Here is a 14,017-nt window from a genome sequence, read left to right as displayed (position 1 = left end):
TATCATGAGCAACTTACAGGAAAACTATATTAATCCTTTCGATAATGAAAGTTTGTCTTTTCAGGTTTTAAAAAATCAACAAGGTGAGTTCAGTTTATGGCCTGCTCAGCATCAGGTGCCATCGGGGTGGGATATTCAGCATGGCCCGGATACGCGGGCTTCGTGTATTGCATATGTAGAAAAGCACTGGCTTGCAATTAACCCCTTTCAACAAGCGTAAAGGAGTATTGTCATGAATCAAGCATTAAACAATGAATTTACTCCGGACCTTTCTCAACCAGCTCGTTTTGAATTGGCATCTACTCAGCTCGGCATTTTCCTTGCCGATCATTTAAGTTCAATTGAAGATTTATATACCATTGCGCATTGTTTGGAACTACCAAAAACTGTCGATATCCCAACGTTTAAAAAAGCGATTCAGATCGGCTTAAATGAAGCCGATACGGTCATTGCTTCATATTCATCTGACCCGTCTCAACCGTTTATTGAGCTTAATAACCAAATTCAGTTTCAAATTGAAGAATTTGATTTTTGTCATTTAACGCCTAAAAAGGCTCAACAACGTTTATGGGACTGGATGCCATCAGACCGTCAATGTGCTAAATCACTTAAAGCGGGTGAATCTCAACTGTTTCGTCAGGTGTTATTTACGACGCATGATAAAGTGTATTGGTACCAACGCTATCACCACATCATGCTTGATGGTTTTAGCTTGATTAACCTAACCAAACGTATTATTGAACTCTATCAACAATTACAAGAAGAAAAAGATCTTTCGTCTTCTCCGTTCATTAGCGTTAATGATGTTATTTCGGAACGTCAAGCTTATGAAAATAGTCATCAATTTAAGCAAGATCAGAACTTCTGGAAGTCATATTGCCAAGATTTACCAAGTCCTGTCACTTTAAGTACTCATCATTTAGCAGCAAAAACCACAGCGACATTTATTAAGCATCAGCTGCGTTTTTCAACAGGAATTTTAGAGCAGATTCAAGCTTTAGCTGCACAATCTAAATTAGCTTTGAATGACATGATGATGTCATTGTCATTACATTATATTTACAAAATGACAGATAAAGCCGAGTTGGTTAACGGTATTCCATTTATGCGTCGTTTAGGTTCAAAAGCAATTCGCTCAACCTTACCGACGGTAAATGTCTTGCCTGTGAAGTTTAAAGTTGCTGAAAAAGACAGTTGGGTAAGCTTAGCTCAACATGTACAAGAGCAATTACGACAAATTCGTCCGCATCAGAAATACGATGCTGAACAAATTTTAAGAGATTTAAATAGTATCGATATTCATGAACGAATGTACGGCCCTATTTTAAACTATAAAGCTTTTGATCAAGACCTGATCTTAGATGGTGAAAAGGTCAAAACACACCATATTTCTACAGGACCAATTGATGATTTTGAGTTTTCTTTTATTGTTCAAGATCATGAACTCATTATTGAACTACGTGCAGATTCGCAGCGTTATACACAAGATGAACTATTTAACCACGGTCAACGCTTAACTTTATTGCTTGAACAGGCTCTAATTCATCCAGAACAGGCATGTAGTAATTTTAACATTACGACACCACAAGAGCTTGCTGTCCTGACCCAAAGTGGTATTGGTCCACGTGTTAGCCATCCTGAACAATATAATAATGTTCTAGATATTTTTTATGAGCAAATTAAAAAGTATCCTGAACGTACCGCAATTGTGAGTGGTGAACGTCCAAATCTTCAGCATCTTAGTTTTGCTGAGCTTGCAGTACAAGTGAATCAACTCACTCGTTTTTTACAGGAACATGGAGCCAAAAAGCAAACTGTCATTGCTGGAGCTATTCCTCGTTCGATTGATTCAGTTGTGGTGATGTTATCTGTACTCAATTCTGGTGCAAGTTTCTTACCTCTCGATTTAGATTACCCAATCGATCGTATGCAAATGATGTGTGAAGATGCCAATCCATTATTTGTATTAACCACCCAAACTCTCGCACAGCAATTACCTCAAAATATTCAACAGCTATATCTTGATCATGAAGATGTTCAAACACAAATTCGAAAGCAAGATGCGAGTGATATTCCTGCCGAAAATCGTAAATTTGATTTCCAAGACGTCGCTTATGTCATTTTTACCTCAGGTAGTACTGGCCGTCCTAAAGGGGTAATGAACACACATGGTTCTTTACTCAACCTCATTTTGTCGCATAAACCAACCATTTACTGGCCTGTATTAGAAGCTGTAAATGAGCGTTTTCCTGAGCGTCCGTTACGTGCAGCGCATACACACTCTTTCTCGTTTGACTCATCTTGGTTACAAGTTTTCTGGATGCTCTGGGGCCAAGAGCTACATATTTTTGATGAAAACATGCGTCGTGATGCATTTGGTTTAGTGCAAGAAATTCAGCAACGACAAATCGACACACTTGATTTACCGCCATCTTTTTGTGCGCAAATGATGACAAACGGCTTATTTGCTGAAAATCAGCATCAACCAAGTCTTATTTTGATTGGTGGTGAAGCTGCACCGTTAGCTTTATGGCAACAGCTCAATGCTCAGCCAGCTCTTTTTGCTCATAATTTGTATGGCCCAACCGAATATACGGTTGATACTTTCCGAGCAGAATTAAAACAGACAGCTCGCCCTGTCATTGGTAACCCTATTGGCAATACACAGGCCTATGTACTAGATCGTCATTTACAACGATGCCCTACAGGCGTGATTGGTGAACTTTATATTTCTGGCTTTGGCATTGCCAATGGTTATTTAGGTCGCGCTGACTTAAGTGCTGCCCGCTTTGTAGCGAATCCATTTGAACATGGACAGCGCATGTACCGTACGGGTGATTTAGTCCGCTGGAATAGCGCGGGTAAACTTGAATTTATGGGGCGCTGTGATGACCAGATTAAAATTCGTGGTTATCGAGTTGAGATTGGTGAAGTTGAAAATGCACTTTCGATTTTAGCCAATGTTGAAAGCGCAGTCGTGATTGCAGAACCGATTAATAACAGTCATCGTTTACTCGGCTATTGTGTGGTCAAAGACATTGAACTCGATGAAAAAACCAGTGAGCAATTAAGTCAACAATATTTAAGTCAGTTACGTCAAAACCTGCCTGAATATATGGTGCCTTCTGCCCTGACTGTTATGTCCGAATTTCCACGAAATGTAAGTGGCAAAGTCGATAAAAAAGCACTGCCAAAGCCTCAAATTCGTACCCATAGCCGAATGGCCGAAACGTCTGAACAACAGCTTTTATGTCAAATTACTGCATCTGTTCTTAAGCTTGACGCAATTGGAATTGATGACGACTTCTTTATGACAGGTGGCGATAGTATTTCGGCCATTATGCTTTGTACTCAATTGCGCCAACGTGGTTACGGCTTAAGACCAAGTGATGTATTCCAATTTAAAACAGTCGCCGCTATGGCACCGAAACTCACCCGTTTAGATGAACAACAAGCGGCTGTTTCAAAACCTTTATTTTCAGCAGATCTAGAACAAAAAGTTCAAGAAAAATATGGCAAAAACAGCACTATTTTACCTTTGCTTCCTTTGCAAAAAGGCATGCTGTTCTTATCTCAAGTAGAAAATCAATCGAACTATAATGCCTTTACTCGTCTTAGTTTAAATGGAGATATTGATCCAGTACGTTTGCAGCAAGCGTTGATTACCGTATTAAAACGTCACCCTCAATTAGGCGGACATTTTGATAGTGAATTAACTGAAGAACCTGTTTTTATCTATTCATTACATCCTACTCAAGCTTGGCCAGTTCAGTTTTGCTCAGTCACTCCCGATCTGCTTGAGCAAACCATTCAAGAAGCATTGCAGCAACCGATTCACCTCGACCAACCCTATGGTTTAATTCGGGCAACCTTAATTCAACATGCTCCAGAACATTCAGAATTATTGATTATGGTGCATCATCTGTTAACAGATGGTTGGTCAACTCCGCTGTTTTTACAAGACTTTATTAAAGCTTATCAGCAAACTAATCAACAATTGCCAGTGCTTGAATATAGTTATGAAACAGTAATTAAAGCTTTATCTGCACGTGACCATGAAACATCAAAAGTAATCTGGCAACGTGATTTAGCTGATTTGCAGCCACTTATTTTATTTAATCAAGCACAGCAAGCTGTACAGGAAACTTCATATCGTTTAAGTGCTGAGTTGGGTGCGAAACTTCAACACAAATTACGCCAGCAAGGCATCACGCTCAATGTCTTCATGCAAATGATTTGGGCCATGACTTTAAATATTTATGCTCATCGTGAAGATATTGTGTTTGGTACTCCTGTTTCTGGGCGTTCAGCACCTATCAATGGCTTAGATCAGCAGATCGGATTGTTTTTAAATACGATTCCAGTACGTGTAAAGCTCAACATGCAGCAAACACTTTGGGAGCAATTGACTCAGTTACAACAATTGCATGTTGAACATTTAGAACATGATGGTTTGGGACTGGGTGCAATTCAGCAATTGATGGCTCAAGGCAATCTTTTCGATAGCTTGTTGGTCGTAGAAAACTACCCTGATAACCAGTATTTACAGCAAAAACTTGGTGATGCTGCAATTTCAAAACTCACAAATCGTGGTTATAGCCATTACCCGCTTGCTTTGTTGGTTATTCCTGATCATCAAATTGAGCTATTACTGGAACAGCGTGGTGTAATTGATCAACCAGAGCATTTCTTAGAGCGAATGGTTCAATTGATTGAAATTGCATTAAATGAACCAGAGACTTCTCTAGCTCATTATCGCTTACAACTGGCAGAAGAACGCGATTTAATCCAGAAAACAAATCAAACCCAATACTATGTTCGCCAGAGCACGTTACAGCAATTACTCAGAGAACAAGCTCGAATTACGCCTGAACAAACGGCATTATCTGATGAAAATCATCAGCTCAGTTTCAGTGAAGTGCGCTTGCAAGTTTGTGCTTTAGCACAGCAATTACAAATCGTGGGCGTACAGGCTGGAGATATTGTTGCGGTTGCCCTACCAAGATCAGTCAAATTGAGTATTGCTATTTTAGCGGTGATTGAAGCAGGTGCAGCTTATTTACCTATTGATTTACAACATCCGTCTGAACGCATCAAATTTATGTTGCAGGATGCCAAATCTAAACTTGTGATTGGTGAACAAAAAGATCTAGCTGCTATTGTCCCTCCATCAATAGCCACCTTTGCTTTTAATGAATTGTTTGATGAAACAAAGGTTGATTTAAGTAGCTATAAAACGACAGTTATTACGCCACAGCATCCGGCATATTTAATCTATACATCGGGTACAACAGGTCAGCCAAAAGGTGTTATGGTTTCTCACCAAGCCATTGTGAACCGTATTTTATGGATGCAATCAGAGTATCCACTATCAGCCGACGATACAATTTTACAAAAAACGCCATGCACTTTTGATGTTTCGGTATGGGAGTTTTTCTGGTCATATTTAGTGGGTGCACGATTGGTTATGGCACCTGTGGATGCACACCGTGATCCATTGGCATTATTAAGCCTCATTCAAAAATATCAGGTAACAACATTACATTTTGTACCGTCAATGTTGGCTGTTTTTGAAAATGCTGCTACCGAAATTTTATCTCTTGCTCAGCGTCAAAGTTTGCCAATCCGCCGAGTGTTCTGTAGTGGTGAGGCATTACCAACGGCTTTAGCAAAATCATTTACCGAGCACTTTAGCTGTGAGCTACATAACTTATATGGCCCAACGGAAGCTGCGGTAGATGTGAGTTATATGGATGCAACACTGGGACTACATCCGGAAGAAATTAGCGTTGCAATTGGCTATCCGGTCTGGAATACCCAGCTTTATATTTTAGATCAATACTTACGCCCTGTTCCTGTTGGAGTGGGCGGTGAGCTTTATTTGGCAGGCCACCAACTCGCCATGGGTTATTTGCATCGAGCAGACTTAACGGCAACTCGTTTTGTGGCAAATCCATTCGCAGCAGGTCAACGCATGTACCGTACTGGTGATATTGCCCGATGGCATGCAGACGGCAGTATTCAATATGTAGGCCGTGCTGATGACCAGTTAAAGATACGTGGACAACGTATTGAACTAGGTGAAATTGAACAGCAATTACGCTTAATTAGTAGTCTTGATGTGGTTGTACACCCTATTTCTTCTGAACAAAATAAAGCTGATGTTCAATTGGTCGCTTACTTACAAACAACAGCACCTGTGGACATCGACCAGTTAAAGAAACAATTAGCGAAACAGCTTCCTGCATATATGGTGCCGACACACTATATGTTGGTCGAGCAATTCCCATTAAGTCATAATGGTAAGCTGGACCGTAAAGCACTGCCGCAACCACAACTTAACTCTTCAAATACAGAAAAACAGTACGCCACCACTGCTTTTGAACATGAACTGACACGTATTTTCCAGCAAATTTTAAATACAGATCAGAATATTGGTGTTAACGAAGATTTCTTTGCCATTGGTGGGCATTCCATTTTGGTGATGAAGCTTGCAATTGAAATCCGAAAAGTATTTAAGCGGACCATTCCAATTGGCCAGTTAATGAGTCATGTCACGATTCAACGTTTAGCAGCTTTACTGCTTACACAAGAACGTTTAGCAGAAGTTGAACAAACTGGTATGCAACCTATTTTACCAATCCGTTCTGGCTCAGGGCATCCATTGTTCTGTTTCTTCCCTGGTTCTGGTTCGGCATGGCAATATACGGTTCTGAATCGTTATCTGCATTCTGATTTACCCATTATTGGATTGCAGTCACCTCGACCAGATGGCCTATTGGCAAATAGTACTGATATGGACGAACTGGTTGAAAAACAACTTGAGATTATGCGTAAGCAACAACCAACCGGACCTTATACTTTATTAGGTTATTCACTTGGCGGCACTGTGGCTTATGCAGTTGCAGCGAAGTTAACTGAACAAGGTGAAAAAGTTGATTATCTCGGCTTATTAGACACTTACCCTGCTGAAATTCATCAGTGGTTAGATTTGTCAGTAGAGGAAATGAATGCTGAAGCTGAACAAGAGCAGCTTCAATTCTTCAATGATATTTTAGCCGATGCAGATACGGCATTAAGTGAAGAAACCCGCCGTTTACAAGAGGATATTTTCGCAAACTATCGCGATGCCGTCCGTTTATTAAAACCTTATAAGATGCCGCAGTTTAATGGTGAACTACATTTAGTTGTCGCTGAAAAAGACTTGCTTCCGTATATCCAACCAGAACAACAATGGTCACCTTTAGTTAAAAAACTCAATATTGTTCGACTGAGTGAAGCGGACCATACCGATATATTGTCTCCACAGCAGCTTGAAACACTTGGCCCGATTTTAAACCGCATGATTTGTCAGGCGCGCGGTTTAGAGGAGCACACGCCATGAGCTTCAAATCTATATTGACCGATTTTAGTCTTTTAAAACGTAATGCTCATTTCCGACATGTATTTATTGCCCGCACATTGTCATTGTTAACCATTGGCATGTTGGTCGTGGCTATTCCAAAACAAGTCTACGACATTACGGGTAGTTCGTTAAATGTTGCAGTTGCAATGGCTTTTGAAGGCATTGCCATGTTTATTGGCCTATTACTTGGTGGTTTGCTGTCAGATCGAAAAGATCGAAAATGGCTGATTTTATTGGCACGTGGTGTGTGTGGTTTAGGCTTTGCAGGCCTTGCCATCAACGCCATGTTTGAACACCCGTCTCTCTATGCTATTTATTTTTTATCGGCATGGGATGGTTTCTTTGGTGCACTGGGTGTAACCGCAATGATGGCGATTATGCCTGTGATTGTAGGGCGTGAAAATATTGTACAAGCCCGTGCGATTAGTATGGTATCCGTACGTCTTGCAACCGTGATTTCACCAGCAATCGGCGGTATTTTAATTGCGGTTAGTGGTATAGCAACTGTGTATTGGGTCTCAACGGTGGGTACTTTACTTACTGTGTTTTTATTAATGGGGCTGCCTGCACTTAAACCACAACATGCATCAAATGGCGAAAGTCCTCTTCGCCAATTAGCTCAAGGGTTTAAATTTGTTTTTAAAAATAAAGTAGTCGGTAGCACCATTTTAATTGGAACACTGCTCAGTTTTAGCAGCGCTATTCGTATTATTTTTCCACAAATGGCAGATGAAATTTTTCACGGCGGCGCATTTGAACTCGGACTTATGTATTCAGCCGTTCCGTTAGGCTCGACTTTAGGCGCCTTATTGAGTGGATGGACAACAAGATTACTCAAACCCGGCTTAGTCATGCTCTATACGTGCTTAGGTGTTTTTAGCTGCATGATTATGATTGGACTTTCACCTTGGCTAATCGTGACTTTACCAATTTTATGTGTTTTCGGATATTTGATGTCGATTGCCAATTTGCTTCAATACAGTATTGTGCAAGGACATACGCCTGATGAATATTTAGGACGTATTAATTCAATCTGGCTCGCACAAGATGCATTAGGCGATTCGATTGCCACTACAACTTTAGGCCTTTTAACTCGGTTTTTACCAATATCAGGAAGTATCCTCTTCTTTGGCATACTAAGCTTTGCAGTAGGATTTATGTTCTTATTCAACTCTCAAGATATGCGTGAAACAGGCTTCCAAGATCCTAAGTTACAAGAAAATTAAACCCTAAAAAGAAAGAAGGCAATTCGTTGCCTTCTTTTTATTTAGGCAAAATTTCGTGACTGAAAAACCCAAGTCATAATATGGTTTTGTTCTATGGTCCAGCCACCTTCATATTGTTCTAAGAGTTGATAGCGCTGTTGAATTTCTGACAAAAAATTTAGCGTTAATGTTTGATTTTTAAAATTAATATCAACGATAGATGCTTCTAAGAAATCGATATATTGCTTTGCAGCAGGATAAACCGCTTTATAAAGGCTTTCCTTTACAGAGAAAATTAAACTCACATAGTGGGCAAAATCAAAAAAATCAACCGCTTTACTTTTCCATAAATCAAACTCAGACGGCGTTAAAATAAGATGTGCACTCTCTTGAGCAAATTCTGAGGTCACCCAGTGCTCAATATCAATTCCCAAATAAACCGCATGGCTAGATAGCGCAACAATTAACTTATTTTGTGAATGACTGATACTACCCAAAACATGAGTTGGCCAAATGGGCAAAGGTTCGTGCATCGAGGTTATTGACTGATCTAAACCGAAATGATGATTTAAAACAGCCTGAACTAAGACCCTGCCGCATAAGTACTCATTTTTACGTTCGACACGGGCTTGAGCAATTTTTAGGGGATGCTCTAATTGTTGGTCTATATGCAAATGCGTTGTTTGTGATAAATCTAGCCCATAACAAAATAGCTCTGATGTAAGAAAAATAGGACTCGAAATTTCATAAATTGATTTACTGATTTGTTCAGGAATATATAGATAATTGCTCAATGTATTTGACTTCAAAATAAATATTTTTAATGAGTTACCTCCTATCTTAACTTACTCACCACAAATATATAAATAATTATATTTAACATTTGATAATAATTATTATTTACTTATACTGTTGGGTAAATTTTGACTTTAATTTACTTATAAACATCGATTATGAAACTTATAGGACTTTTTTTGACCCTGTTGGGAGCGGTCAGTATCTATTGTAGTCATAGCAACCAAAATCTGTTGTCTCAACATCTTCCTACTTTCTTTAAGTATTTGGGTCTAATGCTATTAGGCATTGGATTTATTGCGCTCTTTGCAAGCTTACCAAAAGTGGTTGCCGCTTTTTGCTGGTTCATGCTCATCATTTTTGCGTGGTCTTTCCTCCCTTTTATGGCGCTTTTTAAACGGAAACTGATTTTATGAAAGCTAAAATTCAGTCTCCGATCCAGCCAGACTGGTGGAGTAAAACTTTTGCTGGTGGTGTTTTTGGTCTAAGTCTTTCTATCGCTATTGGTAATTTAATTGTTTTATTAGGCCAACCTTATGTTGCCATGGATTTATTGGTGCAAGTAGGTATGTGGAGTGTTCCTTGGTTTTGGATGCCTATTATGTTTGGCAGTTATTTTTTTACGACTGGACGAAAAGCGCTTATCTATTTATTGATTGCGAATGCCGTAGCGTATAGCTGTATTTTTGTCTTACGGGGTTAAACATGAAAGTACGTTCAGACATTATGAAATTAGCGAAAAGCATGCATACTTGGGTGGGTGTATGTGCAGGGATTTTGCTTTTTATCTGTTTCTTTGCTGGTGGGCTCAGCATGTTTCAGCACCATATTAGTAAGTGGGCTACGCCAACACAGCAAGTATTACCGAAAGTCTCACCCAATCAATATAATGAACTCATTCAAAAATTACAGACTGCCTATCCTGCTGCACAAAAAAACTTCACACTAAATTTATCATCCAATGAATTTCACTATGCACCCATTACTTGGAGTGAACATGAACGTGGAGATGGCTTTAATGCTGCTCAGTCTACGTGGATGGCAAGCTTAGGTAACAAGGGCGAGTTAATTGTTGCCCAAGAAAACCTATCTAAAGCTGGCTGGCTAATCGAACAGTTGCATGAAACAGCAGGCATACCGGGCATGGCAGGCCATCACGGATTAGGTCTTTATGTGATGGGCGTGGTTTCAATTTTATATTTTCTTGCCCTGCTTTCAGGAGTGATCATACTTTTACCAACCTTGGTAAAGGATTATTTTGTTATTCGCCCTGGCAAAAATAAAAAGCGCTTTTGGCTAGATGCGCATAACGTGATTGGAATTACGAGCTTACCTTTCCACATCATTATTAGTATTAGCGTTATTGTCTTTGCTTTTCATGACTTTTTTTATGATGCGATTGGACAACTTGCACTCAAAGGACAGCCTATTTTTCAGCGTTCTCCCCCTGCGCTTATTCAACCTAAACAAACACAGATTGATGTGCAGCAAATACTAGCTCAAGCTAAAAAAGTAGCACCTGAATATTCAGTTGACTATATCCAGTTCAGTAGCCTAGATAAACCTGAAAAAGCCAATGCACGTATTGCTCTCTATAGCTCAGATCAGATGTTGCGTGGTGCAAATCATGACTTTATGCGTATGAACCCATATGCAGTTGAACACTTTAATCATAAAGGCATTAACACACAGACTGATGCCGGGAATAAGTTAATCAACGCCATGTTTAGCCTACATTTTGGAAGTTTTGGTGGTACGGGCGTACGTTGGATTTATTTTGTGTTAGGTGTTGGTGGTGCTTTCTTATTTTATACAGGTAACATCCTTTGGGTTGAAACTCGTGCACGTAAACAAAAGCGTGCTGAAGATCCTGTTCCTGTTCAACGTAAAGATGTTGTATTCCTTGCGAACTTAACTATAGGTGCATGTTTAGGGTGTGTTTTAGCTGTCGTAGGTACAATGTTGGCCAGTCGTTGGCTTTTCGCAGCGCTTAACATTGAAAGCATGAATCACCTCTTTATGTATGGTTATTATGCGACTTTCCTACTGACTTTGATTTATACCTTTGTGATTGGCTATGCAAAAGCTTTACCACAACTGCTGTTAACCTTAGTTTTAGTGTTATTTGCGATTCCGCTTACATCCCTTTTAGCCTACTTTATTCCTCAAAGTGGCTTATGGGTACATGGTGGAGAAATCTTAGTGGTTGATTTCTTAGCTATCATTTTTGCTTTCGCTTTCTGGCGTTTTTATCAACAAGCCCAAGATCGCCGAAAATCTGCTCCAACGGGCAGTTTATGGGCTAGCTAACAACCATAAATCAATATGGCTGAAATAATGTGTGAAATATGAAAAATTATAAAATCCACATTGTTTCAGTCAGTTGTTTAATTTCTTGAATATCATGACTCACATAAATCATCGGAATTTTTATTTCTTCTTTTACTTTCTGAAAAAAAGGAATAATTTCAGCTTTATGATTCGCATCTAGTGCTGATAACGGCTCATCAAGCAGTAACAGCTTAGGTGAATATAACAATGCTCGACCCAGTGCTACGCGCTGTTTTTCCCCTCCTGAGAGTTTGATGGGCATACGTTCTAATAAGTGCCCTAACTTTAATAACTCAATAATATAATCTGCTTCAAAGTGACGTTCTTGTTGGGATAGGTGCTTAAAACCAAATAATAAATTTTGCTTTACCGTTTTATGCGGAAAAAGCTGAGCATCTTGAAAAACCAATCCAACATGCCGCTTTTGAGTACTCAAGTTAATATTTTTATCTGAATCAAACCATGTTTGATCCTGTATTTTAATGAGCCCACTACGCGGTGTGTTCAGCCCTGCAATGGCATGTAAAATTGATGTTTTACCTGAACCCGATGCACCAAATAGCCCAATAACAGAAGCATCCGACTGGAAGTTAGGCTCAATATGAAATTGACCCATGTGTAGCTGAAAACGGCAATCAATCAACATAACCTTACCGCCCTAAGCGTTTCTTTTGATAACGATGAAACCACTGTGCAAACCATAGCGCTAAAAAAGCTACACTTAACGATAAAACGATAAGCCGTTGAACAGCGGCCTCTGTATCGGGCTGTTGCATTAAGCTATACATGGCCAAAGGCAAAGTCCGTGTTTCATTTGAAATATTACCCACAAAGGTAATGGTTGCACCAAACTCACCTAAACTGCGGCAAAAACATAAAATAGCACCAATTAGAATGCCACTGCTGGCAAGAGGCAAAGTGACATGAAAAAATGCCCCTAAAGATGAGGCACCTAATGTCTTTGCTGCCATTTCTAAACGTTGATCGACCAGTTCAATCGCTAGACGAATAGACTGAACCAATAGCGGAAAACCCATTACTGCTGATGCCAGAACGGCACCTTTCCAGTTAAATGCAAAATCAATTCCAAGCGGTGCCAAATATTGTCCAATAATGCCTCTGCTCCCAAAAACTTGTAAAAGCAAATAACCAGGAACAACTGGTGGTAGCACTAAAGGTAAAAACACCAATGTTTCAATGAATGACTTCCCCCAGAACTCTTTACGTGCCAAAAACCATCCCACACAAATTGCAGGAATAATACTGATTACAAGACAACTTGCTGCAACCTTACAAGAAAGTTGCAGAACGCTGAGTTCTTCTGGGGTTAAAGAAAACATCATGGTTTAACTGGAGCTAGCACACTAAAGCCATATTTTTTAAAGACTGCTTTAGCTTGGTTGCTTTGTAAAAATTGATAGAACTTTGCTGAGTTTAAGTTCTTTTTAATCAACCCTACAGGATAAATAATTGGTGAATGCGTATTTTCCGGAAATACCCCAACTACTGTTACATCTTTACTAATCGCTGCATCGGTTGCATAAACAATACCAACCTGACATTCACCACGCGCAACAAAGTTTAGCGCTGCTCGAACATCTTCTGTTTCAACTAACTTTGGCTCAATACGGCTCCACCAACCTAGGTTAGTAAAAGCTTGTTTAGCATATTTGCCTACAGGCACACTTTTGGTATCCCCTGTACAAATCTTGCCTTTAAACACTTTATTTGGATCGATCGTTTTATCTAGTTTTACTTTTAGTGACTGACCTTTAGGAGTAATTAGAACCAGACGGTTGCCTAATAAATTTATACGGTCATTTGCTGCAACTAATTTTTTGTTTTGTAGATAATCCATCCACTGGGTATCAGCAGAGATAAATACATCGGCTGGTGCCCCAGCTTCAATTTGTTTAGCTAAGGTCGATGAACCTGCATATGAAGTTTTGACTTCTATATTATTTTGTTTTTCGTAAATTTTTTCTAAATCACCAATCGCATTCGTTAAGCTCGCTGCTGCATAAACAGTAACCGATTCAGCCTTGGCTGGAATATTAAAAACCAATCCTATGCTGAGGACTGAACAGGCTAAAGCCAACTTTTTTATCTTCGTATCACTTACCATTATATTTACCTTTTTGTCGTTTTTTGCAGCGATATATACCCAAGAATATAGCGATAACCATAGACGATGAAAAGTAGAAATTATTTATAAAGATGGATATTTTTTCTGAGCAACCGAAAACTATTGGTAGATAAAACTGATTCGCACTTAAATTCT

Annotated in this window: 9 protein-coding genes; 5 read left to right on the top strand and 4 right to left on the bottom strand. The window is 39.4% G+C overall.

The window, feature by feature from the left end; translation table 11 throughout:
* Positions 1-4: 4 nt before the first annotated feature.
* The 3 genes from ODQ17_RS01560 to entS are packed head-to-tail and all read left to right on the top strand — an operon-like array spanning position 5 to position 8,631.
* Positions 5-220 (top strand): MbtH family protein, encoded by a 216-nt coding sequence (locus ODQ17_RS01560; protein ID WP_005305165.1) that lies wholly within the window; start codon positions 5-7, stop codon positions 218-220.
* 12 nt (positions 221-232) lie between these two features.
* The gene (locus tag ODQ17_RS01555) at positions 233-7,384 is read left to right on the top strand and encodes a non-ribosomal peptide synthetase (RefSeq protein WP_322901283.1); all 7,152 of its coding nucleotides are present in this window, start codon (positions 233-235) and stop codon (positions 7,382-7,384) included.
* Positions 7,381-8,631 (top strand): enterobactin transporter EntS, encoded by a 1,251-nt coding sequence (gene entS / locus ODQ17_RS01550; protein WP_322901281.1) that lies wholly within the window; start codon positions 7,381-7,383, stop codon positions 8,629-8,631. The genes ODQ17_RS01555 and entS overlap by 4 nt, the downstream gene beginning before the upstream one ends.
* A 41-nt stretch (positions 8,632-8,672) precedes the next feature.
* On the opposite strand, the gene ODQ17_RS01545 is transcribed toward entS, so the two are convergent.
* Positions 8,673-9,404 (bottom strand): 4'-phosphopantetheinyl transferase family protein, encoded by a 732-nt coding sequence (locus ODQ17_RS01545; protein ID WP_322901279.1) that lies wholly within the window; start codon positions 9,402-9,404, stop codon positions 8,673-8,675.
* Between the two features lie 413 nt (positions 9,405-9,817).
* On the opposite strand from ODQ17_RS01545, the gene ODQ17_RS01540 reads away from it, so the two are divergent.
* The gene (locus ODQ17_RS01540) at positions 9,818-10,108 is read left to right on the top strand and encodes a hypothetical protein (protein ID WP_191000101.1); all 291 of its coding nucleotides are present in this window, start codon (positions 9,818-9,820) and stop codon (positions 10,106-10,108) included.
* Positions 10,109-10,110: 2 nt separating this feature from the next.
* Positions 10,111-11,715, top strand: a complete 1,605-nt coding sequence (locus ODQ17_RS01535) for a PepSY-associated TM helix domain-containing protein (protein WP_322901277.1) — start codon at positions 10,111-10,113, stop codon at positions 11,713-11,715.
* Positions 11,716-11,761: 46 nt separating this feature from the next.
* On the opposite strand, the gene ODQ17_RS01530 is transcribed toward ODQ17_RS01535, so the two are convergent.
* The 3 genes from ODQ17_RS01530 to modA are packed head-to-tail and all read right to left on the bottom strand — an operon-like array spanning position 11,762 to position 13,861.
* A complete protein-coding gene (locus ODQ17_RS01530; protein ID WP_322901275.1) occupies positions 11,762-12,382 on the bottom strand; it encodes an ATP-binding cassette domain-containing protein in 621 nt (206 codons plus the stop codon).
* 4 nt (positions 12,383-12,386) lie between these two features.
* A complete protein-coding gene (gene modB / locus ODQ17_RS01525; RefSeq protein ID WP_322901273.1) occupies positions 12,387-13,079 on the bottom strand; it encodes a molybdate ABC transporter permease subunit in 693 nt (230 codons plus the stop codon).
* Entirely contained in the window at positions 13,076-13,861 is a 786-nt protein-coding gene (modA, locus tag ODQ17_RS01520) for a molybdate ABC transporter substrate-binding protein (RefSeq protein WP_322901271.1), read from the bottom strand. The genes modB and modA overlap by 4 nt, the downstream gene beginning before the upstream one ends.
* Between the last annotated feature and the right edge of the window lie 156 nt (positions 13,862-14,017).

The organism is Acinetobacter sp. IRS14 (assembly GCF_034650275.1).
GTDB lineage: Bacteria > Pseudomonadota > Gammaproteobacteria > Pseudomonadales > Moraxellaceae > Acinetobacter > Acinetobacter oleivorans.
The sequence above is the reverse complement of the archived record's forward strand: the minus strand, read 5'-3'. Positions and strand labels throughout refer to the sequence as shown.

Bases quoted from the DNA above. Each gene is read 5' to 3' on its own strand.
- modB (WP_322901273.1), bottom strand. From the start codon at position 13,079: ATGATGTTTTCTTTAACCCCAGAAGAACTCAGCGTTCTGCAACTTTCT.
- modA (WP_322901271.1), bottom strand. From the start codon at position 13,861: ATGGTAAGTGATACGAAGATAAAAAAGTTGGCTTTAGCCTGTTCAGTC.
- entS (WP_322901281.1), top strand. From the start codon at position 7,381: ATGAGCTTCAAATCTATATTGACCGATTTTAGTCTTTTAAAACGTAAT.
- ODQ17_RS01530 (WP_322901275.1), bottom strand. From the start codon at position 12,382: ATGTTGATTGATTGCCGTTTTCAGCTACACATGGGTCAATTTCATATT.
- ODQ17_RS01560 (WP_005305165.1), top strand. From the start codon at position 5: ATGAGCAACTTACAGGAAAACTATATTAATCCTTTCGATAATGAAAGT.
- ODQ17_RS01540 (WP_191000101.1), top strand. From the start codon at position 9,818: ATGAAAGCTAAAATTCAGTCTCCGATCCAGCCAGACTGGTGGAGTAAA.
- ODQ17_RS01555 (WP_322901283.1), top strand. From the start codon at position 233: ATGAATCAAGCATTAAACAATGAATTTACTCCGGACCTTTCTCAACCA.
- ODQ17_RS01535 (WP_322901277.1), top strand. From the start codon at position 10,111: ATGAAAGTACGTTCAGACATTATGAAATTAGCGAAAAGCATGCATACT.